At 68.6% G+C, this 23,930-nt stretch carries 25 protein-coding genes; 12 read left to right on the plus strand and 13 right to left on the minus strand.

What is annotated here, in order from left to right:
• Position 1: 1 nt before the first annotated feature.
• On the plus strand, positions 2 to 889 hold the full coding sequence (locus tag ACTWLI_RS05490; protein ID WP_445155649.1) for a phosphotransferase: 888 nt from the start codon (positions 2 to 4) through the stop codon (positions 887 to 889).
• Here ACTWLI_RS05490 and ACTWLI_RS05495 read toward each other — a convergent pair.
• A complete protein-coding gene (locus tag ACTWLI_RS05495) occupies positions 879 to 1,412 on the minus strand; it encodes a DUF4190 domain-containing protein (protein WP_445155650.1) in 534 nt (177 codons plus the stop codon). The genes ACTWLI_RS05490 and ACTWLI_RS05495 overlap by 11 nt on opposite strands.
• Before the next feature lie 132 nt (positions 1,413 to 1,544).
• Between ACTWLI_RS05495 and pgm the strand changes: the two genes are divergently transcribed.
• The gene (pgm, locus tag ACTWLI_RS05500) at positions 1,545 to 3,218 is read left to right on the plus strand and encodes a phosphoglucomutase (alpha-D-glucose-1,6-bisphosphate-dependent) (protein ID WP_445155651.1); all 1,674 of its coding nucleotides are present in this window, start codon (positions 1,545 to 1,547) and stop codon (positions 3,216 to 3,218) included.
• A gap of 45 nt (positions 3,219 to 3,263) precedes the next feature.
• Here pgm and ACTWLI_RS05505 read toward each other — a convergent pair whose 3' ends face one another.
• The 7 genes from ACTWLI_RS05505 to ACTWLI_RS05535 all read right to left on the minus strand — a co-directional run bounded on the left by ACTWLI_RS05505 (position 3,264) and on the right by ACTWLI_RS05535 (position 10,283).
• Positions 3,264 to 4,430, minus strand: coding sequence for a GGDEF domain-containing protein (locus ACTWLI_RS05505; RefSeq protein ID WP_445155652.1), 1,167 nt, complete (start codon positions 4,428 to 4,430; stop codon positions 3,264 to 3,266).
• A gap of 104 nt (positions 4,431 to 4,534) precedes the next feature.
• Positions 4,535 to 5,053: a 2'-5' RNA ligase family protein gene (locus ACTWLI_RS05510; protein WP_445155653.1), complete on the minus strand. Its 519-nt coding sequence runs from the start codon at positions 5,051 to 5,053 to the stop codon at positions 4,535 to 4,537.
• Positions 5,054 to 5,114: 61 nt separating this feature from the next.
• Positions 5,115 to 5,720 carry a malonic semialdehyde reductase gene (locus ACTWLI_RS05515; protein ID WP_445155654.1) on the minus strand — a complete coding sequence of 202 codons (606 nt, stop codon included), beginning with the start codon at positions 5,718 to 5,720 and terminating at the stop codon, positions 5,115 to 5,117.
• A 142-nt stretch (positions 5,721 to 5,862) separates the two neighbouring features.
• Entirely contained in the window at positions 5,863 to 6,639 is a 777-nt protein-coding gene (locus ACTWLI_RS05520; protein WP_445155655.1) for an amino acid ABC transporter ATP-binding protein, read from the minus strand.
• Positions 6,636 to 7,625: an amino acid ABC transporter permease gene (locus ACTWLI_RS05525; protein WP_445155656.1), complete on the minus strand. Its 990-nt coding sequence runs from the start codon at positions 7,623 to 7,625 to the stop codon at positions 6,636 to 6,638. Before ACTWLI_RS05525 ends, ACTWLI_RS05520 begins: the two co-directional genes overlap by 4 nt.
• Positions 7,626 to 7,634: 9 nt before the next feature.
• Positions 7,635 to 8,612: an ABC transporter substrate-binding protein gene (locus ACTWLI_RS05530; RefSeq protein ID WP_445155657.1), complete on the minus strand. Its 978-nt coding sequence runs from the start codon at positions 8,610 to 8,612 to the stop codon at positions 7,635 to 7,637.
• 45 nt (positions 8,613 to 8,657) lie between these two features.
• Positions 8,658 to 10,283 carry an amidohydrolase gene (locus ACTWLI_RS05535; RefSeq protein WP_445155658.1) on the minus strand — a complete coding sequence of 542 codons (1,626 nt, stop codon included), beginning with the start codon at positions 10,281 to 10,283 and terminating at the stop codon, positions 8,658 to 8,660.
• Between the two features lie 153 nt (positions 10,284 to 10,436).
• On the opposite strand from ACTWLI_RS05535, the gene ACTWLI_RS05540 reads away from it, so the two are divergent.
• The 5 genes from ACTWLI_RS05540 to ACTWLI_RS05560 all read left to right on the plus strand — a co-directional run bounded on the left by ACTWLI_RS05540 (position 10,437) and on the right by ACTWLI_RS05560 (position 14,916).
• Entirely contained in the window at positions 10,437 to 11,339 is a 903-nt protein-coding gene (locus tag ACTWLI_RS05540; RefSeq protein WP_445155659.1) for a LysR family transcriptional regulator, read from the plus strand.
• Between the two features lie 48 nt (positions 11,340 to 11,387).
• Positions 11,388 to 12,647 (plus strand): NAD(P)/FAD-dependent oxidoreductase, encoded by a 1,260-nt coding sequence (locus ACTWLI_RS05545; protein ID WP_445155660.1) that lies wholly within the window; start codon positions 11,388 to 11,390, stop codon positions 12,645 to 12,647.
• A 92-nt stretch (positions 12,648 to 12,739) separates the two neighbouring features.
• Entirely contained in the window at positions 12,740 to 12,943 is a 204-nt protein-coding gene (locus tag ACTWLI_RS05550) for a hypothetical protein (RefSeq protein WP_445155661.1), read from the plus strand.
• Between the two features lie 89 nt (positions 12,944 to 13,032).
• A complete protein-coding gene (gene arfB, locus ACTWLI_RS05555; protein WP_445155662.1) occupies positions 13,033 to 13,455 on the plus strand; it encodes an alternative ribosome rescue aminoacyl-tRNA hydrolase ArfB in 423 nt (140 codons plus the stop codon).
• A gap of 105 nt (positions 13,456 to 13,560) precedes the next feature.
• Positions 13,561 to 14,916: a uracil-xanthine permease family protein gene (locus ACTWLI_RS05560; RefSeq protein WP_445155663.1), complete on the plus strand. Its 1,356-nt coding sequence runs from the start codon at positions 13,561 to 13,563 to the stop codon at positions 14,914 to 14,916.
• 118 nt (positions 14,917 to 15,034) lie between these two features.
• Here the strand turns inward: ACTWLI_RS05560 and ACTWLI_RS05565 are convergent, their stop codons facing one another.
• Positions 15,035 to 15,568 carry a hypothetical protein gene (locus ACTWLI_RS05565; protein WP_445155664.1) on the minus strand — a complete coding sequence of 178 codons (534 nt, stop codon included), beginning with the start codon at positions 15,566 to 15,568 and terminating at the stop codon, positions 15,035 to 15,037.
• A gap of 70 nt (positions 15,569 to 15,638) precedes the next feature.
• On the minus strand, positions 15,639 to 16,535 hold the full coding sequence (locus tag ACTWLI_RS05570; protein WP_445155665.1) for an SDR family oxidoreductase: 897 nt from the start codon (positions 16,533 to 16,535) through the stop codon (positions 15,639 to 15,641).
• A gap of 100 nt (positions 16,536 to 16,635) precedes the next feature.
• On the opposite strand from ACTWLI_RS05570, the gene ACTWLI_RS05575 reads away from it, so the two are divergent.
• Both ACTWLI_RS05575 and ACTWLI_RS05580 read left to right on the plus strand, forming a co-directional pair.
• The gene (locus ACTWLI_RS05575) at positions 16,636 to 17,124 is read left to right on the plus strand and encodes a DUF6328 family protein (protein WP_445155666.1); all 489 of its coding nucleotides are present in this window, start codon (positions 16,636 to 16,638) and stop codon (positions 17,122 to 17,124) included.
• A gap of 45 nt (positions 17,125 to 17,169) precedes the next feature.
• Positions 17,170 to 17,832: a DUF6766 family protein gene (locus ACTWLI_RS05580; RefSeq protein ID WP_445155667.1), complete on the plus strand. Its 663-nt coding sequence runs from the start codon at positions 17,170 to 17,172 to the stop codon at positions 17,830 to 17,832.
• Here ACTWLI_RS05580 and ACTWLI_RS05585 read toward each other — a convergent pair.
• Together ACTWLI_RS05585 and ACTWLI_RS05590 are read right to left on the minus strand one after the other, a co-directional pair.
• Positions 17,829 to 19,367, minus strand: coding sequence for an MFS transporter (locus ACTWLI_RS05585; RefSeq protein WP_445155668.1), 1,539 nt, complete (start codon positions 19,365 to 19,367; stop codon positions 17,829 to 17,831). The genes ACTWLI_RS05580 and ACTWLI_RS05585 overlap by 4 nt on opposite strands.
• 148 nt (positions 19,368 to 19,515) lie before the next feature.
• Positions 19,516 to 20,640, minus strand: a complete 1,125-nt coding sequence (locus ACTWLI_RS05590) for a glycerate kinase (protein ID WP_445155669.1) — start codon at positions 20,638 to 20,640, stop codon at positions 19,516 to 19,518.
• Positions 20,641 to 20,844: 204 nt separating this feature from the next.
• On the opposite strand from ACTWLI_RS05590, the gene ACTWLI_RS05595 reads away from it, so the two are divergent.
• From ACTWLI_RS05595 to ACTWLI_RS05605, 3 genes are all read left to right on the plus strand, one after another.
• Positions 20,845 to 21,609 (plus strand): histidine phosphatase family protein, encoded by a 765-nt coding sequence (locus ACTWLI_RS05595; protein WP_445155670.1) that lies wholly within the window; start codon positions 20,845 to 20,847, stop codon positions 21,607 to 21,609.
• Positions 21,593 to 22,486, plus strand: coding sequence for an NAD(P)H-hydrate dehydratase (locus tag ACTWLI_RS05600; protein WP_445155671.1), 894 nt, complete (start codon positions 21,593 to 21,595; stop codon positions 22,484 to 22,486). Before ACTWLI_RS05595 ends, ACTWLI_RS05600 begins: the two co-directional genes overlap by 17 nt.
• Positions 22,487 to 22,597: 111 nt before the next feature.
• The gene (locus ACTWLI_RS05605; protein ID WP_445155672.1) at positions 22,598 to 23,065 is read left to right on the plus strand and encodes a hypothetical protein; all 468 of its coding nucleotides are present in this window, start codon (positions 22,598 to 22,600) and stop codon (positions 23,063 to 23,065) included.
• A gap of 50 nt (positions 23,066 to 23,115) precedes the next feature.
• Here the strand turns inward: ACTWLI_RS05605 and ACTWLI_RS05610 are convergent, their stop codons facing one another.
• Positions 23,116 to 23,916 carry a glycerophosphodiester phosphodiesterase gene (locus ACTWLI_RS05610; RefSeq protein ID WP_445155673.1) on the minus strand — a complete coding sequence of 267 codons (801 nt, stop codon included), beginning with the start codon at positions 23,914 to 23,916 and terminating at the stop codon, positions 23,116 to 23,118.
• Positions 23,917 to 23,930 lie beyond the last annotated feature (14 nt).

Below are 23,930 nucleotides of genomic sequence, written 5' to 3' on the forward strand. Positions count from 1 at the left end.
AATGAGCACCCGACATCGCCCGCCGGTTGAGGCCCGCGTCTACGTCCCCGCCCCCGGCGAGGCGTCCGACGTCGAACTTCTGCCGGCGGGCGATGTCACTGAAGGCGTCGTGCGGGTCGGCCGGACCACCCGGCGCCCGCACCAGCCGCAGAGCCTCGCCGTCGCGGAATATCTCGACTGGCTCGAGGACGCCGGCTTTGACGGCTCACCGCGGTACCTCGGACGGGATGCGCAAGGCCGGGACGTGCTGACCTTCATGGCGGGCCAGTGCGCCGGGCCGGTGCCCGAACCGTGGGTGCAGTCCGAGGACCTGCTGGCCTCCGTGGCCAGGCTGGTCCGCCGGCTGCACGCCGCCTCCGCGGGCTACGAACCGCGCGCTCATCCGTTCCCGGAGCGGCCGTCCCTGCCAGGCCATGGCCTGCAGGACCAGGCCCGCCGGACACGCCCGCCGGAGGCCGGGACGCTGGTCTGCCATCTGGACGTAACGCCGCAGAACGTCGTGGTCCGGGACGATGCCGCCGTCGGGCTGATCGATTTCGACCTCGCGGGCCCTGCGACGGCGCTCCGTGATTCCTACAACGCCGCCATGCACTGGGCGCCGCTGCGCGACCCGGCCGACGCGTGGCCCGGGTGGGAGGACGTGGACCCCTGCCGGCGGCTGCGGATCTTCGCCGACGCCTACGGCTGGGACGAGGAGGAACGATGCCGGATCCCGGGCTTCGGCATCGAGGCTGCGGGCGCGAGCTACGAGCGGATGCGGCACAACGCCGAGGTGCTTGGCGGCGGCTGGGCGCGGATGTGGGCCGACGGCGTCGGTGGGCTCATCCTGCGCCGGCGCGACTGGCTCGACGCCAATGCCGGGCGGCTGGTCCGGGCTCTTAGCGGCTGATGAAGTCCGCGTTCGCGAACGCGACCCCGAGCACGACAATAACAAGTGCGGTGATCGCCAACGCCGCGTAGCCCAGGACCAGCCCGGCAATGGCCAGGCCTTTCCCGCCCGGTTCCCGGATCAGCGCAAGGTGCCCCAGGACCACGGCGGCCAACTGCGGAAGCAGGAAGAAACCAAAGCCCAGGAAAGCCGCAATGCCGCAGCACAGGCTCGCGATGCTCAGCCCCTTCGGCGCCGCCGGCACTCCGTAGTAGTTCGGCTGACCGTAGGCATCGGCGTACGGCCCGGGGGCCCGGGGCCCGGCGTAGGCTCCGGCGGGCTGTCCGTAGCCGTACCCGCCGGACGCCTGCCCGAACGGCGGCTGCCCGAGGTGAGGCGCGGAGGGCGGCAGCGGCGGCACATAGCCGTCGGTTGAATATCCGGTCCCGTAGCCTGATCCGTGGGCGGACCCGTACGGCGGATTCGACGACGGCAGGTGGCCGCGGCGCGCGTCGTCGTCCCCGGCCCCGGGCTTTTCGGTCATGGCATATCCCCTCTGGCGTATGTTCCACCAGATTACCGCCGCACCCCGGCCCTGAGGGGTCGCGTCACGTCACAGCCACCGGATTCGGCCTAAAACATGTTGCCGGGCAGTGCCGTCTGGCATGCTGGAGCCATGGCTAGCCGCGCGGGCACAGTTGCCCAACCCCAAGACCTTGTTGACCTCACTGCGCTCCTGGACGCGTACTACGACGTCGCCCCGGACCTGAACGACCCGGGCCAGCGGGTGGCGTTCGGCACGTCCGGACACCGGGGATCGAGCCTCAAGGCTTCGTTCAACGAACCCCACATCCTGGCCATCACGCAGGCCATCGTGGAATACCGGGCGGGCCAGGGCATCACCGGTCCGCTCTACCTGGCCAAGGACACCCACGCCTTGAGCGAGCCGGCCCAGAATTCGGCGCTGGAGGTCCTCGCCGCGAACGGCGTGAACGTCCTGATTGACGCCCGCCACGGTTACACGCCCACCCCGGCCCTGAGCCACGCCATCCTGACCCACAACAACAACTCCCCCGCGGGCGCACCCCAGGCGGACGGCATCGTGGTGACCCCCAGCCACAACCCGCCAGGGGACGGCGGCTTCAAGTACAACCCGCCGCACGGCGGCCCGGCCGACACCGACGCCACCGGCTGGATCGCCAACCGGGCCAACGAACTGCTCGAAAACGGGCTGCGCGGGGTCAAGCGGGTCCCGATCGCCGATGCGATGGCGGCCGGCACCACCGGAAAGTTCGACTTCCTCTCCAGCTATGTCGACGACCTGCCCTCGGTCCTGGATCTGAACGCGATCCGCGAAGCCGGCGTCCGCATCGGCGCGGACCCGATGGGCGGCGCCTCAGTGGACTACTGGGGTGAAATCGCCGAACGCCACCACCTCAACCTCACGGTCGTGAACCCCACCGTGGACCCGCAGTGGGCGTTCATGACGCTGGACTGGGATGAGAAGATCCGGATGGACTGCTCCTCGCCGTCGGCGATGGCGTCCCTGATCACCCGGATGAACGCCGGCGCGGACGGCTCCGCGCCGTTCGACATCGCCACCGGCAACGACGCCGACGCCGACCGGCACGGCATCGTCACACCTGTTGTTGATGGACACGGCGGGCTGATGAACCCGAACCACTACCTCGCCGTCGCCATCGACTACCTGTACCGGCACCGCAGCGGGTGGAACCCCCAGTCCGTGATTGGCAAGACCCTCGTCTCGTCCTCAATGATCGACCGCGTGGCCGGGAGCCTGGGCCGAAAGCTGGTCGAGGTTCCGGTCGGCTTCAAGTGGTTCGTTCCCGGCCTGCTCTCCGGCGAGGGCGCGTTCGGCGGCGAGGAGTCCGCCGGCGCCTCGTTCAACAAAATGGACGGCAGTGTCTGGACGACGGACAAGGACGGCATCCTGCTGGCGCTGCTGGCCTCCGAGATCACCGCCGTGACAGGCCAGTCCCCCTCGCAGCTGTACAAAGGCCTGACGGACAAGTTCGGGGACCCCGCCTACGCGCGTATCGACGCCGCCGCGACGCGGGAGCAGAAGGCAGCACTCGGCAAGCTCTCGCCGTCGGACGTCACCGCGACCGAACTGGCCGGCGAGACGATCACCGCCAAGCTCACCGAGGCGCCGGGGAACGGTGCGGCGATCGGCGGACTCAAGGTGGTCACCGAGAACGCCTGGTTCGCGGCCCGCCCGTCCGGCACCGAGGACGTCTACAAGATCTACGCCGAGTCCTTCAAGGGCGCGGAGCACCTCAAGCAGGTCCAGGCCGAGGCGAAGGCCCTGGTAGACGGCGTCATTTCCTAGAGGTAGGCCGCTGGGCCCGGTTGCCAGCGCTGGCAGGACCGGGCCTCAGGCGGTTTGTTCTTCCTTGAGGCTGCCGGCGAGCACGGCCCGGTCCCGGCCCTCCGTCTTCGCCCGGTAAAGCGCGGCGTCCGCCTCGGCGATGAGGGCTGTGAGGTCAGCGCGGCCGGGACCGGTCGAGGCGATGCCGTAGCTGACGGTGGGCAGCCGGGCTTCCACCGTCGGCTGGGACGCCTGCAGCCGTTGGCTGATGGTCGCTGCCATCTCTCCGGCCCGTTCGGGGCTGACGCCGGGAAGGAGCATGATGAATTCCTCGCCGCCGTAGCGTCCGACGAGGTCGGTGGACCGGACAGACGTCGTGCAGGCGGCGGCGAAAGCCTGGAGCGCCTCGTCTCCGGCCGCGTGTCCGTACCGGTCGTTGACGGCTTTGAAGTGGTCCAAATCCGCCAGGACCAGCGCGGCCTTGGTTCGGGAACCGCCCAGCCGCCGTAATTCGTTGGAGGCCAGGTCCAGGAACGCCGTGCGGTTGAGGAGCCCGGTGAGCCCGTCCACCGTGGCGCGTGCCCGCAGGTCCCGGGTGAGCTGTTCGTTGCTGAGCTCGGCCATGGTGAAAGAGGCGAGCACCAGGACCATGGCGGTGAGCAGCGTCGTCACCACGGAGCCGAAGTAGGCGTCGAACACCGGTCCGTCGGGGCCGTCGAGGAGGAACGCCACCAGTCGGCCGACGTAAAACATGGTGAGCAGGCCTGAGCCGTAGGCGAGGGGCCGGTGTACCCGGGAATAGTCGACGTCGAGCACAAAGAGTTCGCGGGATGACAGTCCGAGCATCAGTGCCATCATCCCCAGCATGACCGGCCCACCGGACCAGGTGTTGGTTGCCGGGTGATCGAGCATCGAGACGACGCCCGTGACAACCGGGCCCGCCAGCAGGTACTGCAGCTTGGGGCTTGAGCGGCGCAGCGAGCGCGCCCCGGCCCACATGGCGCCGGCCCCGCCGACCAGCAGGGTGTTGCCCAGCGGATTGGCCCAGACCTGGTGCTCGGTACCGTCCAGCAGGTAAGACGCGGAGCCGGTCAGGAAGAGCAGGAGGGCCGCGCACCACCAGCCGCTGAACGGCGAACGGGTGCGGCGGTACGTGATGAAGTAAAAGAGGCCCAGCAGCGTCAGCGTCACCACGGCGAGGGCAACCCGCAGCGTGGAAGTGTCAAGCATCATTCCGTCGTTCCCCCAGCACGCACCTCATGACCCCCAGGTTCCGGCGGTGTCAGCCTCAGTTTGACCCCAGTATTGCACCCCGGAGGGTAAATGAAGAGGTTCGTTCATGATGTGGCGTCCCAGAGCCGGAGAACCCGGCGCGTCGCGTGACCGCCGTCGGGCGCCATATCCACCAAGGCGATGCGGTCCAGTGCCAGCCGCTCGCCGGCGCGGAGGGTTTTGCCGGGCCGGTGGGAAACGTGCGGACGGTAGCCGGAACCGGTGTAGCCGGGGGTGGAAATCCGACCCGGCAGGGACCTCGCCGCTTCGACCAGCGCCTCGTGCAGGGTCTGCAACGCAGGGCTTGGTTCGACCAGGCTGACCGGGATGGTGCCGCGGCGGCCAAAGCCGGCCTCGGCCCCGATCGTCACGGCGCTGCCCAGTGCCGCGCCGATCGGAGCATCCATCAGTCCGGCCACGCGGGCGGCCAGAGGGTCCCCGTCGCCGGGCGGGCCGGGGTCGCCTGGTGGCGGGTCGACGACGTCGAACTTCACCAACGTGATGTGCAGCGGCCAGTCCTCCCGCGGGAATTCCATCCCCGCGGCGACGGGCTCGACGAAAGCGACCACGATCAGGTTCCGCATAGGCCCAGTCTGCCACCGGCCGCCGACACCGGCCGCCGGACACGAGCCGCTCATCCGGCAGCTAGACGGTGCGGACCACGTCTTCGTAGGCGAACTTCGGCTTGGGGGCGCCCCAGGCGTTCTCGGCGGGCTGGCCGATGTTGACCACCATGAAGCTCTTCTGGTCGCCGGCCGGGAAGAAGTCCGCGTCGATCTTGGCGAAGTCGGCACCCGTCATGGGGCCGGCGGCGAGTCCCAGCGACCGGACGGCGAGGATGAAGTAACCGGCCTGAAGGTGGGCGTTGTTGCTGCCGGTGGCGGCGGCGAGGTCCGGGGCGGCGTCGTACATGGCCTTCGGCGCGTTGTAGCCGGGCAGGAACGCATCCCACCGCTCGTGCCAGGCGGTATCGGTGCTGAGGATGGCGACCAGCGGAGCGGAAGCTGTCTTGGCCCGGTTCCCGGCGGACAGCGCGTCCACGAGGGTGGCGCGGGCCTCGTCAGAGCGGACGTAGGTGACGCGCAGCGGCTGCGAGTTGAAGGCGGTGGGGCCGAACTTGGTCAGCTCGTAGATGGCGCGGGCCTGCTCCTCCGTGACCTCGCCGGTGAAGGCATTGGCCGTGCGCGCCTGCGCAAAGATGGCGTCCACCGCGGCGGAGTCGATTACTGCTTCTTCATGGGCGATCGTCATTCGCGTCCCTTTCGCTGGGCTCGCCCCTGACCCGGGGCGCTGCTGCTGTCACCGGATTTAACCGGCGGACGGCGCGGCAGCTTCCCCCGGAGCGGGTGACGTCGGCCACGTGGGGTTGGGCACGGGGCCGTCGCCCGCCCGGCTACAGGACTTTCGCCAGGAAAGCCTTGGTCCGTTCGCGCTGCGGATTGCCCAGCACTTCCGCGGGGGTGCCCGACTCGACAATGACACCGGCATCGAAGAAGTGGACGGTGTTCGCCACTTCGCGCGCGAAGCCCATCTCATGGGTCACGACGACCATGGTCATGCCTGCCCGGGCCAGGGCCTTCATGGCCTCCAGGACCTCGTCGACCAGCTCGGGGTCCAGCGCGGACGTGGGCTCGTCGAAGAGCATGATTTCCGGATCCATGGCGAGCGCGCGGGCGATGGCGACGCGCTGCTGCTGACCGCCGGACAGCTGATGCGGGCGCTTGTGGGCGTGTTCGGCCAGACCCACCTTCGCCAGTTCCTCCAGGGCGCGGGCGCGCGCGGCGGACTTGGAGAGCCCCTTCACCTCGGTCAGGGCGCAGGCAACGTTCTCCTCGGCGCTGAGATGGCCGAAGAGGTTGAACCGCTGGAACACCATTCCGATCCGGGACCGGAATGCTGCGAACTGGCGGGTGTTCCATTCGTAGTAGCGGCCGTCGCGGTATTCGTAGCCGACATGCTGCCCTTCCACCAGGAGGGTTCCGTCGTCGTAGGTCTCCAGCGCGTTGAGGCACCGCAGGAAGGTGGACTTGCCGGACCCGGAGGGTCCGACGATGCAGCTGACCTCGCCTGCGGCGACGGTGAAGTCCACGCCGGCGAGGACCTGGTGCGAGCCAAAGGACTTCGTGACGCCGTGCGAGGCAACGTGGAGTTGGCGGGTTTCGGTGGTCATGAGAGGTCCTTTCCAGCCGCGGCGACGTCGTCCGCGGGGCGGGGGTTTGCGGCGGCGCTGGGCGTTCCGGTGACTCGCCTGAGCAGGAAGCCGGGTTTGCGCACCAGCCGCACCGCATCGGCCCCGAACCGGGCTTCCAGTTTGGTCTGGAAGAACGTGGCGATCGCGGTCATCAGCATGTACCAGAGGGAGGCGACGATCAGCAGTTCCATGATCAGGTTGTTCTGCTTGTAGATCTGACTGGCGTTCGTCATCAGGTCGTTGCCGGCCACCACGTAGACCAGGGAGGTCGTCTTCAGCATGGAGATGAACTCGTTGCCGGTGGGCGGGATGATGATGCGCAGGGCCTGCGGCAGCACGATTTTCCGCATCCGCTTACCGGGAGTCATGCCGAGCGCGTAGGCGGCCTCCGTCTGTCCGGCGTCCACCGCCTGGATCCCGGCGCGCACCGTTTCGGCGAAGTAGGCGGCCAGGTTCAACCCCAGGCCCAGCAGCGCGGCGTTGAAGCCGGTCATGACGTCGTTGGTGTTCCACATGTACCCGATGTCGGTGAACGGAATCCGGATCACCAGCGAGGGGAAGAGGAATGCGAGGTTGTACCAGAAGATCAGCTGCACCAGGACCGGAGTGCCGCGGAAGAACCAGATATACAGGGTGGACAGCCAGTTCAGGACCGGGTTGTGGGCCAGCTTCATGATGGCGAGGACGACGCCGAGGACGAGGCCCAGCAACGTGGCCAGCACGGAAATCATCAGCGTCACCCAGAGGCCGTCAATGATCTTGGGGAAGAAGAGATACTCCGCCACTTTGTTCCAGCGGATGTTCGGATTGGTGGCCAGGCTCAATCCCAGCCAGGCGAAGGCCAGGATCGCCAGCGCCCCGACGATCCACCGTCCGCGGTGGCGCAGCGGGACGACGGGGATTGCTGTTCCGTCAGGTCCGCTCAGTTGCATCGGCTTGTTATGTCGTCGGGGCGCTTGGTTCATCAGGGATCCTTATTTGCCGTCGTTGATGGTGGCGGTGTCGATGGCCATCTTCTCCACGTTCCATGCTTTCAGGATTTTCGCGTAACTGCCGTCAGCCATCAGTTCCTGGAGGGCCTTCTGCGTGGCGTTGATCAGTTCCTTATTGTCCTGCTTCATCGCGATGCCCCAGGGGCTCTCGTCGCCCTCGATGGCCACGGCCTCAAGCGTGCCTTCGGACGTCTGGGCGCGGTACGCCGCCACGGGGTAGTCATTGATGCCTGCGTCGGCGCGGTTGTTGCGGACCTGGAGGATGGCATCCTGGTCGCCGGCGAACTTAAGGATCTTCAGCCCTTCCTTGCCGGCGGCCTTGCAGTCCTTGTCGAATCCCTCGGCGAGCGCCAGCGAGGATCCGTTGTCGACGACTGCGACCGTCTTGCCGCACGCGGTCATGGGATCGCCCAGTCCGGCCGGGTTGCCCTTCTTGACCACCCAGCCGTTGCCGGCCTTGACGTAGTCGACGAAGGTCACCGTCTGGCGGCGCTGTTCGTTGTCCGTCATTGAGGACATGATCATGTCGTAGCGGCCGGTGGTGACGCCGGGGATCTGGGAGTTGAAGTCTTCATTGTTGATGCTGATCTTCACCCCGAGCTTGTTGGCAATGGCCCGTCCGAGGGAGGGGTCCACGCCGATGAGGGTCTTGCCGTCTTTGGCGAAGAGCTCCATGGGCGGGTACCCCTCGGAGGTGGTCATCTTCAGGCCCTCGCTGCGCACGGATTCGGGCAGGGCAGCGGTCAGGTCGGGGTTGGCTTTGATGCCGTCAATGACGGACTTGGCCTGGTCCTCCTCCGGGGCCGGCGCGGCGGTGAAGGATGAATCCTTCGCTGGGGCGCTGCTGTTGTTGGCCGAGGAGAGCGACTGTCCGCCGCACGCCGTGGTCGCGAGCAGGGTCAGCGCCGCGGCAGAGGCCAGCGCACCGGAGCGGAGGATACGGAGTTTTGAGGTGTTCATGCGTTCTCCCATTGTGTTTGGTGATGCGGTGATCGTTCGGGAAGGTCAGTCGTCGTTGCGGTAGCGGATGGTGCCGCCGACCGCGGTGGCACGGACGGGAAGCCCACGAAGTTCCTCCGGCCGACAGGTGAAGGGGTCGGCGCCCAGGGCCGTGAAGTCGGCGAGCATGCCGGGCCGCAGCCTGCCCTTGATGCTTTCCTCGCCGGACGCGTGTGCGGCCCCGGTGGTGAAGCCGGCAATGGCCTCGGCTACGCTGATCCGCTCCGCAGGCTGCCAGCCGCCGCCCGGTTCGTTGTCCCGGTTTTGCCGGGTGACCGCAGCGTGGATCCCATGCAGCGGATTCGGCAGTTCGACCGGGGCGTCGGAACCGAACGCGGGGAGGGCGCCGGCGTCGAGCAGCGAACGCCAGGCGTAGGACGCCAGATCCCGGCCCGCGAGCAGGGTCGATGCCAGCGGGATGTCCGAGGTGCAGTGGGTGGGCTGCATGGAGGGCACGACGCCGAGCCGGGCCACCCGCTGCACGTCTTCCGGCCGGAGGTGCTGCGTGTGCTCGATGCGGTGCCGCAGCCGGGGTATGACGGCGGCGCGGCCCAGGGCGGGCGCGGCATCAAGTGGGTTCCGGACCAGATCCTGATAGGCGTCCAGCACGAGTTGATTGGCGCGGTCACCGATCGCGTGGGTGGCAACCGCGATGCCCGCGCCGGCGGCCCGGCGGACGAGGGCCAGGAGCTCGAGGTAAGGAATGACCTCTATCCCGTGATTCTTTGGCTCTCCGGGGAAGGGTTGGTTCATGTGGCAACTGTGGGAGCCCAGGGCCCCGTCGGAGAAAAGCTTGACGGGTCCGGTCCGCAACCAGGCATCGCCGTCACCGGTGGCCCGTCCTTCGTCGATGGCCATGTCCAGGGCCACGCGCGGGATCGCCTTGTGGACCCGGAGCTGGAGGTTGCCTTCCGAGCGGAGCGCGCGGTAGGCCTCCAGGCAGTCCTCGCCGTCGAAATCGTGCACGCCGGTCAGTCCCACAGCGAGCAGCCGGCGCTGCGCTTCCGCCAGCTGGGCGGTGAGGTCACCGGCTTCCGGGCTGTTCATGATTGCGCCGAGGACGGCGTTGGCGGCTTCGCGCAGAATGCCGGTGGGGTAGCCGGCCGCGTCGCGGATAATTTCTCCGCCAACCGGGTCAGGTGTCCGCTCGTCGATGCCAACTGCTGCCAGTGCTGCGGAGTTTGCCCAGACGGTGTGGCCGTCGATGCTTGGAAGCGCAGCAGGCCGTCCTCCGGTCGCGGAATCCAGGGCCTGCCGGTCCGGCTGGACGGGAACGTCCCAGGCGTTGAAGTCCCAGCGGCCGCCGAAGACCCACGCCGTCGCGGGCAGGGTGGCGGCGTAGTCGCGGATCCTGTCCAACGCCTCCGCCAGGCTGGCCGTGCCGCGCAGGTCCAGGGCGGCGATCTCGCGGGCGTAGTTGGCGGTGTGGATGTGGGCGTCCGTCAGGCCGGGAATCACCGTCGCGCCGCCGAGGTCGACCGTGGCCGTGACTCCGGTGGCGTGCGCCCGCAGCTCGTCCACGGCCCCGACGGCGAGGATGCGCTCTCCCCTGGTCAGCAGCGCCGTCGCCCGCGGACGGTCCGCGCACTGGGTGTGGAACGTTGCGTTGACGTAGAGAACTTGCTCAAGCATTTCTAATCCTTTGCCATTCGGAAGACACCGGGATTTCCGTCTGCCACCGTGGCCGCGGTGGAAAATGCCCGTGGGCTTTACCCTAGAGGAAAGAATCCCGAAGGTGACCTCCGACACCTTGATGTTTCTACGCACTCACTCCAAGGATTTCTAATGCTCAACCTGACTCACCTCCACACTCTGGTGGAAGTACTTCGGCTTGGCTCCTTCACGGCGGCGGGCAACAGGCTGGGCTACACGGCGTCCGCGGTTTCCCAGCAAATGTCCGCCCTGGAGAAGGACACGGGCATGCGCTTGTTCGTCCGGGGTGCCCGAAGCGCCCAGCCCACGCAGGCGGCGCACGCCATGGGCCAGCACGCGCTCAAGCTGCTGCGCGACGCCGAGGGATTGCTGGCGGCAGGGGCCGCGGCCAGTGAAGACGCGGTGCGGGAACTTCGCATCGGGGCCTTCCCCTCGGCCGCCACCTTCATCCTTGCCCCCGTCCTGGAAACCGAGTCGTGGCAGGAACTCGGCGCCCGGCTGAAGATTTCCATCGGCGAGCCGAGTGCCGTGGTGCCGGGGCTGCGTGCCGGCGGCGAACTGGATACGGCGCTGGTGTACCAGGTCGGCGAGACCGGATTGGTCTTACCCCAGGGCGTCTCCCGGCACTGGCTTGGTGAGGACCCGTTCCGCGTGGTCGTTCCGGCGTCCGCCGGATACCGGGAAAACCAGCCGATGGATGTCGAGTCCCTGGGCAGGCTGCCGTGGATTGTCCACCTGCGCGGCTCCAGTGACGCCAACGTGGCGGACGCCGTGTTGGCCAATGCCGGACTGCACCCCCGGATCGCGGCCTCCAGCGACGATTTCAATGCCACGCTGCGGCTCGTTGCAGCGGGCCACGGCGCCGCCCTGGTCCCGCAGCTGGCCCTGACCGCCCGGCCAGAAGGTATTACGGTCGTGCAGGTTTCCGAGCTGCAACTTTCCCGCAAGCTGCTACTGCTGTCGGCTGAGGACGGGCCCGCCAACCTCACTGAGCGCCTGATCCTGGCCTGCAAGGCCCTGCTGCCCGCGGTGTAGGGGCGCCGGGCCCTGTTGCCCCCAGCCGAGGAGGAGTAGCTTGCTCAGATGGAGGATACCTATCAGGTCATTGTGGTCGGCGCCGGCTTCGCCGGCCTGTCGGCAGCCAAGGAACTGGGCCGAAAGGGCGTGCGGGTCCTGCTTATCGACTCGAACAACTACCACCAGTTCCAGCCGCTCCTTTACCAGGTCGCCACCTCCCAGATCGGCGTCTCCGCCGTCACCCGGCCGATCCGTTCCGTCTTCCGGCGGCTCAAAAGCGTGCGGGTCATGACCGCGGAGGTGGCCGCCGTCGACGTTGTGAACCACGCCGTCACCACCGCCGACGGCGACACGTTCCGGGCGCAGATCCTGGTGCTCGCCGTGGGCGCCGTGCCGAACTTTTTCAACACGCCGGGCGCGGAGGAACACGCCCTGCCGCTGTATTCGATCACCGACGCGACCATGCTCGGCACCAGCCTGACGCGGCTGCTCGACCAGGCCGACCGGGAGCCCGACGTGCCGGTGGAGGTAGTGGTGGTCGGCGGGGGCCCGACGGGGGTGGAAACCGCCGGGGCGATGGCCGAAAACATCAAGTTCGTGGTGACCAAATACTTCTCGCCCGAGCTCGCCGCGCGGTGCCGGGTACACCTGGTGGACATGGTTCCGAATGTGCTGAACATGTTTTCGTCGAAGTCCCAGGAGTACACCAGGCGGCGGCTGCTGACGATCGGCGTGCAGCTCCACATGGGCGTCGGCGTTACCGATGTGCGGGCGGACGGCGTGACACTGGCGGACGGCACCGACATCCCCAGCCGCATGGTCGTTTGGGCGGGCGGCCTCAAGGGCGGGGACCTGCTTGCCGGTTCCGGACTCAGCCAGGGCAAGGGCGGGCGCATCGATGTGCGCCCCGACCTGACGGCTCCGGACGCGGACGGGGTTTACGTCCTCGGCGACGCCGCCAACATTACGGACGCGACCGGCGCCAAGTTGCCGCAGCTCGGTTCCGTCGCCCAGCAGGCCGGAAAGTGGGCCGCGCGCAACATCGACGCGGACCTCACCGGCGGTACCCGGCAGCCGTTCAAGTACGTGGACAAGGGGTACATGGCGATGATCGGCCGGGGAGCCGCCGTCGCGGAAATCGGACGCAGGCGCCTCCAACTTCAGGGGCCGCTGGCGTTCATCTCCTGGCTCGCGGTCCACCTGGCGCTCCTGTCCGGAACCCAGCAGAAGGTGCGCGCCTTGTTTTCGTGGCTGAACGGTTACGTCCTCCACAGCCCGGCCCAGGTGGTGGTGGGCGGGACCGAGCGGCGCGCGGCCGGTCAGTAGTTGCTTTGACGTGCACCTTGGGCAGGTCCGCGCGCGGTTGTAAAATTGGGCGTCGAGCCGGAATTCGGTCCGGCGTGGAGGTAGGAGGCACGATGACCGACAAGCTATATCTCACCCCGGACGAAAACTTTCCGGAAGACCTCACCGGCATGGCAGACCAGGAACTGCAGGTTCTGGACAGCCAGGTGCAACGCCAGCTCGACTACGAAGTGATCTCCGACGGCGAATCGAACCGCGAAACCGAGGTCCGGCACTACGAAATCGACGGAGAGTTCCAGACCCGCAACGATCGCTAGCGGCATAGCTGGAGCGGTGCGCTGAGGCCGTCCTGTTGCAGGGCACTGCCGGTTCAGCACGGGGGCCGAGGGCGTGGCACTCTAGGAGGATGGACCTGGAGGTGTCACCCGCGCTGACGATTCCCGCCGTCGAACTCCGCTGGAGGTTCTCCCGCTCATCCGGGCCCGGCGGCCAGCACGTCAACACCTCGGACAGCCGCGCCGAACTCTCCTGGGACGTAGTCAATTCGGCCATACTCTCGGAAAGCCAGCGGCTCACGCTCCTCAGCCGGCTCGAACGGCAGCTCGTGGCCGGGGTCGTCACGGTCAGCGCCGCCGAGCGGCGGTCCCAGCTGCGCAACCGGGAGATCGCCCTGGCCAAACTGGCGCACCTGGTCGCGGCCGGTCTGGCCCCCGAGGCTGCCAGCCGGCGCGCCACCCGTCCGTCGCGGGGGTCAGTCCGGCGCCGGCTCGCTGCCAAGCAACAGCGTGCCGTGACGAAACAGCAGCGGCGGCGTCCGACCGCCGAGTAGGGCGATCGGCCGGTCCGCCAGCGGGCCGCGGCCCCCGGGGCGGTAAAGTGGCACCCGGAAGATTCCTTCCCGGTCCCGCCACACATCTTTGAAAGGCTCACTGCAATGAGCATGCTCGGCACCAAATGGAAGATCCACGGAAACGGCAAATCCATCCGCCCCGGCGAGGTCGTCCGGCCGGATGAGCGCCTCGCGTGGCCGCTGACCATCGGCGTCGGCATGCAGCACGTCGTCGCCATGTTCGGCGCCACCTTCCTGGTACCGATCATCACCGGCATGCCGCCGGCCACCACGCTGTTCTTCTCCGGCATCGGCACGCTGCTGTTCCTGGTCATCACGCAGGGCCGGGTTCCCAGCTACCTCGGCTCCTCCTTCGCCTTCATCGCCCCGATCATGGCCTCACAACAGCAGTTCGGCATTCCGGGTGCGCTCGGCGGCGTCGTGCTGGCCGGTGCCGCCCTGGCCGTGATTGGCGCCATCGTGCAGAAGTTCGGCGCCGGCTGGATCAACCGCCTGATGCCGCCGATCGTCACCGGCGCCATCGTCGGCCTGATCGGCCTGAACCTCGCCCCGGCGGCGAAGAACAACTTCGACGCCGCCCCCATCACGGCCCTGATCACCCTCGCCGTGATCATCGTCGTCAGCGTCTTCTTCCGCGGCATCCTGGGCCGCCTGAGCATCCTGGTCGGTGTCATGGTCGGGTACCTCGTCGCCATGCTCCGCGGCGAGGTGAAGTTCGACAAGATGGATGCCGCCGCCTGGGTGGGGCTCCCCCACTTCCAGACCCCTGAATTCCACCTCGGCGTCGTCGGCCTCTTCGTCCCCGTGGTGCTGGTGCTGGTCGCCGAGAACATCGGCCACGTGAAGTCGGTTTCTGCGATGACGGGCCAGAACCTCGACGGCGTTTCCGGCCGGGCGCTGATGGCCGACGGCGCCGCGACAGTCCTCGCCGGCCTCGGCGGCGGTTCGGGCACCACCACCTACGCCGAAAACATCGGCGTCATGGCGGCCACAAAGGTCTACTCCACCGCCGCGTACTGGGTGGCCGGCAGCTTCGCGGTGCTGCTGAGCTTCTCCCCCAAGTTCGGTGAACTGATCGCCACCGTCCCCGCCGGCGTCCTCGGCGGTGCCGCCACCATGCTCTACGGCATGATCGGCGTGCTTGGCGTCAAAATCTGGGTCCAGAACAAGGTCAACTTCTCCAACCCGATCAACCTCACCACAGCCGCCGTGGCCCTGATCGTCGGCATTGCGGACTACACCTGGACCATCGGCGACCTGAAGTTCACCGGCATCGCGCTCGGTTCCGCCGCCGCACTGGTGATCTACCACGGCATGAAGGCCATCGCGCGCGTCCGCGGCACCGTGGCCGAACCGGAATCCGAGGACGCGGCTCCCGTCGCCGCGGTCAAGGCCGCCGTCAACGCCGCAGCGAAGCGCGCACCCAAGAAGCGCCGCTGACCGTCCGCCGCGGCGCCGGCAGGGAGCACGCGGCGTCGGGATAGCTGACCCGGGCACAACGAAGGCCGGCGTCCTGCCACCGAATGGTGGCAGGACGCCGGCCCTCTTTTCGTGGCGCCTATCCGGCGTCGAAGGACTCTTTGTCCTCGCTGTCGCGATCCTTGGGAGACTGTTCCTCCGGCAGGTCCGTTCCGCTGCCGTCCGGGATACCGGCGGCGTCCTGGCCCGATTCCGAGGAGAACGGCCGGCCCGGTTCCGGCTCTTCAGTATTGGCTGCGTCCATTTCCGCTTCCGACGACGGCACGGCGCCGCCGCTTTCGGCTGCAGCTTCGTTGCCCTGCTCGAAGCCGACCTCGGTGCTCTCGTTTTCCGCGTTCATCTGCTCCTCCGTTCCTCCGAAGCGTCCCGCTCCGGGTTCTCCTGCACTGTCCTGGTCTTCAGCGCCAAACTGGCTAAGGTCGGGCGCGCCCGCCGGGTACGTCTCGCCGTCGGGGCTGTCCTGGTTGAGTCCTGCCGCGTCGAACGCCTCTTCATCACGGGGCTGGGCGAACGTCTTGGCGTCCCCGCCGGGGAGTTCCTGTTCCGCGGTGGGGGTTCCGTAGCCGCCCGCTTCTTCCTCCACGGGAGTGCCCTGCTGGTTTTCCTGAGTCATATCGTTCCTCCTGCTTTCTGGCACGTGGCCGGTCGAGTCCGGATGGTGGGATCTGAGGGCTGCAGCGGGATCAAAGTCCCTTGCCGCCGGTCACGGGCAGCACGGCGCCGGAGATGTAGGAGCCGTGATCCGATGCCAGCAGGACATAGGCCGGAGCCAGTTCGGCGGGCTGACCGGCGCGCTGTAGCGGGGTGTCCTGGCCGAAACTGGGCAGCTTGTCCGGCCATTCGGTGGCCGGTATCAACGGCGTCCAGATCGGGCCGGGCGCCACGGCGTTGACCCGGATGCCCTGGGGGCCAAGTTCCTGGGCCAGCGCCTTGGTGAAGGCGACCTGCGCTGCCTTGGTCATGGCGTAATCGATGAGTTCCGGCGACGGGTTGAACGCCTGGATGGACGCCGTCGTGATGATGGACGCCCCCGGTTTCAGGTGCGGAACCGCGGCGCGCGCCGTCCAGATCAAGGAGTAGAGGTTGGTTTTGAAGACACGGTCGAATTCTTCCGTCGGCAGGGATTCAAAGCTGTCCCGGTTCTTCTGGTACGCGGCATTCAAGACCAGGACGTCGAGCCGGCCGAACTCCGCGAGCGCGTCAGTGACGATCTTGGCCGCGAACTCCTCGGTGCGCCCGTCGCCCGGCAGCAGGAGCGCCCTGCGGCCAGCTTTGCGGATCCATTCGGCAGTGTCCCGGGCGTCGTCCTCTTCCTCCGGCAGGTAGGAAATCGCGACGTCGGCCCCCTCCCGGGCGAAGGCGATGGCGACCGCCTTGCCGATGCCGGAGTCGCCGCCGGTAATCAAGGCCGCTTTGCCCTCGAGGGCGCCGCTGCCCTGGTAGCTTTCCTCGCCGTGGTCGGGCTGCGGCTCCATTGGCGCCGTCAGCCCTGGTTGCTGCTGGACCTGTTCGGGAAACGGTCCGGCGTGGTACGTGCCGCGTGGGTCCCGCGGCTGGTCCTGCTGCTTAGAATCGCTCATGAGTCCACCTACCCCGCATGTGTCAGTTCGTCTGTTTCTCCACCGTACCCGAAAATCGTCAGTAAGCTTAGTACCAAGTTTTGGATAGTGAGGAGCACCGATGTCTGATGCTGTGAACGCCCGCGGCGGCCGCGACGAGAGCTATGACGAGAAAATGGACCGCAACTGGGCGGAACTGCTGCAGGAGCTCCGGGTGCTCCAGACCGGCGTCCAGATCCTGGCGGGCTTCCTCCTCACCCTCCCGTTCCAGTCCCGGTTCGAAACGCTGGACGACTTTCAGATTGCGCTGTACCTCGGAAATGTGGTGCTCGCAGCCCTCACCACCGCCCTCATCCTGCTCCCGGTCAGCGCACACCGCAGGCTCTTCCGGAAAGGCCTGAAGGACACCCTGGTCGCCAGCGCCGACCGGATCGCCAAAGTGGCGCTGGCCGGCGTCGCCCTCTTGAGCGTGGGAACCTCCACCCTGGTTTTCGACGTCACCGCCGGGCGTTCCGCCGGCGTTACCGTCGGCGCGGGCCTGCTCGCCGTACTGTTGGTCCTGCTCGTGCTGATTCCGAACCGGCTGCGCCACAAGGCAGCCCGGGACTAACCTCGGGCCACCGCCACACCGAACATCCCGAGTCAGGAGCAAAAGATGCGCACATGGGCCAAGGAACACGGGCTGCTGCTGGCGAACATCGGCCTCTTTGTCGTTTTCTTCGGCGGCATGGTCATCAGCGGCGCCGCCGACTACAGCGAGGATCAGCTTGCCCACGGCCAGTCGGCCGTCGGCATCCTGGAGTACCTCGGGACCGGCGCCTTCCTGGAGGCGACGTTTGAGAACTGGGAGTCCGAGTTCCTGCAGATGGGCATGTACGTCATCCTGACGGTGTTCCTGTTCCAGAAGGGCTCCTCCGAATCCAAGCCGATGGGCAAGAAGGCCCCGCAGGACGAGGATCCGAGGACTGCCACGATCAAGGCCTCGACGCCGTGGCCGGTGCGCCGCGGCGGCTGGGTGCTCAAGCTCTATGAACACTCGCTGTCGATCCTGTTCCTGCTGCTGTTCCTGTCCTCCGTCGTGCTGCACGCCGTCGGCGGCAGCGAGGAGTACAGCGAGGAGCAGCAGGCCCACGGGCAGCCGCCGGTCACTGTCCTGGGCTACCTCGCCACGAGCCGGTTCTGGTTCGAATCATTCCAGAACTGGCAGAGCGAATTCCTGGCCGTGGCCGTGCTGGTCGGAGCCTCGGTCTACCTGCGCGAGAGGGGCTCGCCGGAGTCCAAGCCGGTGGCAGAACCGCACTACGAAACCGGCGCCTAGTCCGGGGCGCCGGCCGTCCGCCCGGCGTCCCCGCCGGAGGGTTCCTGGCCTTCGGCCGGCTCGTAGGTGTGGTCGAAGGGCATCTCGTTGAGGTCCAGGTTTTCATTGGTTTCCTGGCCCGCCACCAGTTCGTGGGCCTCCTCAAGCGTGTCGACGCTGGGCATCGACCCCATCAGCGGCCGTCCGGCGGTTTCCTTGATGAAGTAGACCGCGACGGCGCCGATCGCCGAGGTGGCCATCAGGTAGTAGGCCGGCATCATCTCGTTGCCGGAGGCGGCGATCAGGGAAGCAATGATGAACGGTGCCGTGCCGCCGAAGATGGCCACCGCGAAGTTGTACGCAATGCCCATGGCCCCATACCGGCTCGCCGTGGGGAAGAGAGCCGGCAGCGTTGAGGCCAGGTTCGCCACGTAGAAGGTCAGCGGAAACGCGATCAGCGCCAGGCCGAGCAGGGTGGACCAGATGGCGCCGATACCGATCAGCAGGAAGGCCGGGGCGGCCAGGACGACGGTTCCCAGCGATCCGATCCACAGCACCGGCCGCCGCCCGATCCGGTCCGAGAGTTTGCCGGTCAGCGGGATCGCGGCGGACATCAGGACCAGGATCGGAATGGTGAGCAGGGTGCCGTGCAACTCGTCATAGCCCTTGTTGGAGGTCAGGTAGGTGGGCATGTACGAGGTCAGGGCATACCCGACGGTGTTCGCCGCCGCCACCAGGATCATGGCGAGCAGGATCCCGCGCCAGTGCGAGGCGAAGATGGCCACCGGGCCCTTCGCCTCCGCCGCCTCACCCGCGGGGCCGGCCGTTTCCTGGGCCTCAAGGCTGGCCTGGAAAGCCGGGGACTCCTCGATCTTCATCCGGAAGTAGATGGCGATCAGGCCCAGTGGCCCTGCGATCAGGAACGGGATGCGCCAGCCCCAGGCCTCCATGGCTTCGCTGCCCAGCGTCACCTGCAGCAGCGTGACCAGCGCCGCGCCGATCGCGAAGCCCATGTAGCTGCCCAGGTCGAGGAAACTGGCGAAATAGCCGCGCCGGGCGTCGGGCGCGTGCTCGCTCACGAAGGTGGTGGCGCCGGCGTATTCGCCGCCGGTTGAGAAGCCCTGGACCAGCTTGGTGGCGACCAGCAGGACGGCCGCCCAGATCCCCAGCACGGCGTACCCGGGCAACAGGCCGACCACGAAGGTGGAGGCCGCCATGATGATCAGCGTCATGGCCAGGACCCGCTGCCTGCCCAGCTTGTCGCCGAGCCAGCCGAAGAACACCCCGCCCAGCGGCCGGGCGATAAAGGTGGCGCCGAAGGTGCCGAGCAGGAACAGGTTCTGCACGGTTTTATCCGCTTCGGGCAGGAAGACCGGGCCCATGGTGGTGATCAGGTAGCCGAACACGCCGACGTCGTACCATTCCATGGTGTTGCCGACGATGGTGCCGCCGAGGGCCTTGCGCATGACGCGCCGGTCGACGACGTTGATGTGTTCGACCTCCAGGCGGCGCTCCTGGAGCTTGGGCCGGCGGGGACTGTTGCGCTTGACGGACATCTTGCTCTCCTTGGCAGGGCCAGTGAATTGCCCGCGGCCCTGGAAGGAGTCACGGCCCCAATGGAGCAAGTTTATCGGCGCCCCCTGCCGCCGGGCCAGAGTATATTTCGCGCGGGCCCGGCCCTGCGTGGTCCAGCCCGGGTCCGGATCAGGCCCCCTCAAGCACCTGGCTGGTGGCCCAGGCAAGGTACTTGGCGGCCTTCGCTACCGCCTCGGCCGGGCTCGGCGCGACATCCAGCAGCTGGGCGGCCGCAACCACGCCGTGCCTGGCAAGGTCTTCCGGGGTGACAAGGATCCGGCCAGCGACCATGATGACCGGGATGCCGAGGGCGCGGGCCGCGTCGGCGAGGGCCACCGGCGCCTTGCCGGTCAGCGACTGCGAGTCCAGCGAGCCCTCCCCGGTGATCACCAGGTCGGCGCCGGCAAGTTTCTCGCGCAGCCCGGTCAGGCCGGCGACGAGGTCGAAGCCGCCCTCCAGCGCCGCGTCGCTGAACGCCAGGAACGACGCCGGGAAGCCGCCGGCCGCCCCTGCCCCGGGCACGTTGACGTCCCGGCCGGTCGCCTGCCGCAGCACGGAGGCCCAGTTGCGCAGCCCGGCGTCGAGTACCTCCGCCGCTTCCGCGTCCGCGCCCTTCTGCGGCCCAAAGACGTGGGCGGCGCCGTCGGGTCCGTAGAGCGGGTTCTGCACGTCGACGGCGATCCGGAACTTCACGGCCGCCAGCCGCGGATCCAGCCCGCTCACGTCCACTGCGGCTACCTCGGCGAGCGAACCGCCGCCCAGGGGCACGACGTTGCCGGCTGCGTCGAGGGGCTTGAGGCCGAGCGCGCGCAGGGCGCCGCTGCCGCCGTCGGTCATGGCCGAACCGCCCACGCCCAGCACGATTTCCGTGGCGCCGGCCTCGAGCGCGGCGGCGATTAGCTGCCCGCAGCCGTAGCTATGGGCGCGCAGGGCGTTCGCGGGGGTTGGTTCCATATGCGCCAGACCGGAGGCCTGCGCCGTCTCGATCACGGCGGTCGCGCCGCCGGCGCTGTCCTTCCGGATTGCCCAGGCGGCGCCCACCGGGGCCAGCACAGGACCGACCACGGCGTTCAGCCGCTCCTCGTAGCCTGCCGCGACGGCGGCCTCCAGCGTGCCCTCCCCGCCGTCGGCCACGGGGAACTGGACGGCCTCGGCGTCGGGGTAGACGCGCAGGGCGCCCTCGGCGATGGCAGCGGCGGCCTCGGCCGCGGTCAGGGAGCCCTTGAACTTGTCCGGGGCGATCAGGATTCGCATGGATCCATCCTGCCAGCCGACACGGACTTTTCCCGCTCCGGTTTCCCGGACAGCGGCTCCCGCACGGGTGCCCGCCGCGGGCGCCCGCCGCGACAAGGCCGGGGCGCGGGAGTAACGTGGGCCCTTTCGGGCCGCCCGGGGAGGCTGCGGGCGGCCACCGCAGTTTCGACCCGCCCTGCGGGTCCATCGTGCAGGAGGTGGAGGGTGAGCAATATCGGACACGGCAGCCTGCCGGGCATCACGGGACTCGTCCTGGTCCGGCACGGCGAAAGCGAAGGCAACATTGCCGCCACCCTCGCCCGCGAGACGGGGGCGCACGTCATCAATGTCCCGGCACGGGACGCCGACGTCGGCCTGTCGGAGACCGGCCGCGAACAGGCCCTGGCGCTGGGTCGGCTGCTGGCCGGTGTGCCGGAAGCCGGCCGCAGCGCCGTCTGGTCCTCCCCCTACGCCCGGGCCCGCCAGACCGCCGAACTTGCCGTCCAGACGGGCGGATGGCGCGAGCAGATCCGGCTGGATGAGCGGCTCCGGGACCGAGAACTCGGGATCCTGGACATGCTGACGTCCGCCGGGGTGGAGGCGCGGCTGCCCGAGGAGGCCAGGCGCAGAAGCTGGCTGGGGAAGTTCTACTACCGGCCGCCGGGCGGGGAGTCGTGGGCCGACGTCGTGCTGCGGCTGCGGTCCCTGCTCGCCGACCTTGACCGGGAGCACCCGGGCGAAGAGGTCCTGGTGGTCTGCCACGACGCGCTGATCGTGCTGTTCCGGTACATCCTGCAGGGCCTGACGGAGGCGGAGGTGCTGGATATTGCCGCCACAACCGGCGTCCTCAACGCCTCGGTGAGCCGCTTCGTGCGGCCCGGCGGCGCGGGGGCGTGGGAGCTGGAGAGTTTCAACATGGCCGACCATTTGGCGGAACAAGGCGTCGCCGTCACCGAACATTCAGGGGATGCCAATGTCCACCCGCGCTAAGCCCACTGCTCCCGTCCCGGTGACGCCCACCCTGCTGCGCGACTGGCCCCTGCCCGGCGGAGGATCCGGCAAGGACGACCGGGGCTCGGTACTGGTGGTGGGCGGCGCCCGCAAGACGCCGGGAGCGGCCCTGCTGGCCGGCGTCGCCGCCCTCCGCGCCGGCGCCGGACGGCTCACCCTGGCGGTCGCCGAGTCGACGGCGGTGCAGCTGGCGGTGGCGTTCCCGGAATCCGGCGTAGTGGGGCTGCCGGAGACCCCCCGCGGCTCGGTCAAGGGCTCTGCGGCGGCGCTGCTGGCGGACGAGGCGGACGGCATGGATGCCGTCCTGGTCGGCCCAGGACTGGACGACGCGGAGGAAACCCTGGCCCTGCTGCGCGGACTGCTGCTGCCGGGGCGGTCGACCCCGAAGGCCGGCCCGGCCATCATCCTGGACGCGTATGCCCTGGGCTGCCTCCCGGACCTGGCCGGCGAGCTGGAACCCTGGGCGGACCGGCTGATCCTGACGCCGAACGTCGCCGAGGGCGGGATCCTGCTGGGCCGCGACCTCGAGGACCTGGCCCGGGACGTGCCGAAGATCGCCGACAAGTACCGCGCGGTAGTGAGCTGCCAGGGCGTGATCGCGGAGCCCGGCGGAAAAGCGTGGCAGATCACCACCGGTCACAGCGGGCTGGGCACCTCAGGGAGCGGCGATGTGCTTGCCGGTGCGATCGCCGGACTGCGGGCCCGCGGCACCACGGACACGCAGGCAGCCTGCTGGGGCTCGCACTTGCACGCCGCCGCCGGGGACCGGCTCGCCAGCAGGCTCGGCGGCCTGGGCTACCTCGCCCGGGAACTGTGCGACGAGCTGCCGGCCCTGATGGTCGAACTGTCCAGCTGAGCGGTCCGGCCGCAGGCAACGGCTCTGGACTAATCCTAAGCATGCTGATAATTCTGGAGTGGCAGGGCCGGTCCGTCCGGCTACAGCAGTTGCAGGAGTGAGGAGCAAGCGATGGGCATCTCAGACAGCATCAAGAAGGGCGCTGAGGACGCGCTGGAGGACGTCGCCGGAATGGCTGAAAAGTCCGACGACGGGCACACGCCCGATCCCGGTAATCCCCACGACGAAATCCAGGTTCATTCCTCGATCAGCGAGGGCTCGAACGCCTTGGAGGCCGAGAAGAACGAACAGCGCACCGGGCAGAGCGCCGGATCGGCCGCGGCCGATCCGACAGACACCCCGCCCGGCGGCCCCGCGGATCCCACCCAGCCTCCGGGCGGCCCGCTCGACAACCCGGCCGAAGACCCGGACAACGCACCCCCGCTGGGCGATCCCGGCCCCGTGCCGGACGGCTCCCCCGACCCCTCGCCGGGCAGCGTGCCGGGCCCCGGCGGCCTGCCGGCGACCGAGCCTGGCCACTTCCGGGCCGACCCGTCCGAGGGGGACGGCGACCCGACGGTGAGCATGGGCCGCGGCTAGGACCAGCGCAGCGCCCCGGGGCCGGCGGCCTTCCTAGGTGCTTGATATGCCTAGGCAGGCCACTGGCCGCGCTCCTGCAGAACGGCCTTGAGCAGATCGGCCCGGTCGGTCACGATCCCGTCAACGCCGAGGTCCAGCAGCCGGTGCATTTCGGCAGCCTCGTTGATCGTCCAGACGTGGACGTGCAGGCCGTGGCGGTGGGCGCGGCGGACGAACCCGGCCGTCACGACCGGGACGGCGCCGTAGCGGACCGGGACCTGCAGGGCGTGGACGTCGCGGAGCGCCCGGCCGGTCACGCGGCGCAGCAGTGCCGCCGGCAGCAGCGGTCCCAGCAGGACGAACAGGGCATTGGAGGCCATGCCCGCCGAACTCGCGGCGGGCCGGCTCAGGCGCCGCAGCACCGCGCGCCGCCGCCGGTCGGAGAAGCTGGCGACCAGGACCCGGTCGTGCAGGCGGTGCTCCTCGATCGCCGCGGCCAGGGTCTCGACCGAATTCCAGTCTTTGACGTCCAGGTTGAGCCGGACGTCCGGGAACTCCGCGACCAGCTCGGCCAGCAGGGGAATCGGTTCGGTGCCGGCGATCCGGGCTCGCGCCACCGTTTCGGCCGGCAGCTCCGCGATGCGGCCGCTGCCGTCCGTGACCCGGTCCAGCGTCTCGTCATGGAAGACCAGCAGGACGCCGTCGGCGGTGGTGTGCACGTCGGCTTCCAGGTAGCGGTAGCCCAGGTCGACGGCGGCGCGGAACGCCGCCATCGAATTCTCGGCGCCCTCCGTCGAGAAGCCGCGGTGGGCCATCGCCACCGGTACGCCCGGGGTTGCGCCGTGCGCCAGGAAAGGGTGCGGGACCGTCACTCCTGAAGCGTACC

The organism is Arthrobacter sp. Hor0625 (assembly GCF_052567525.1).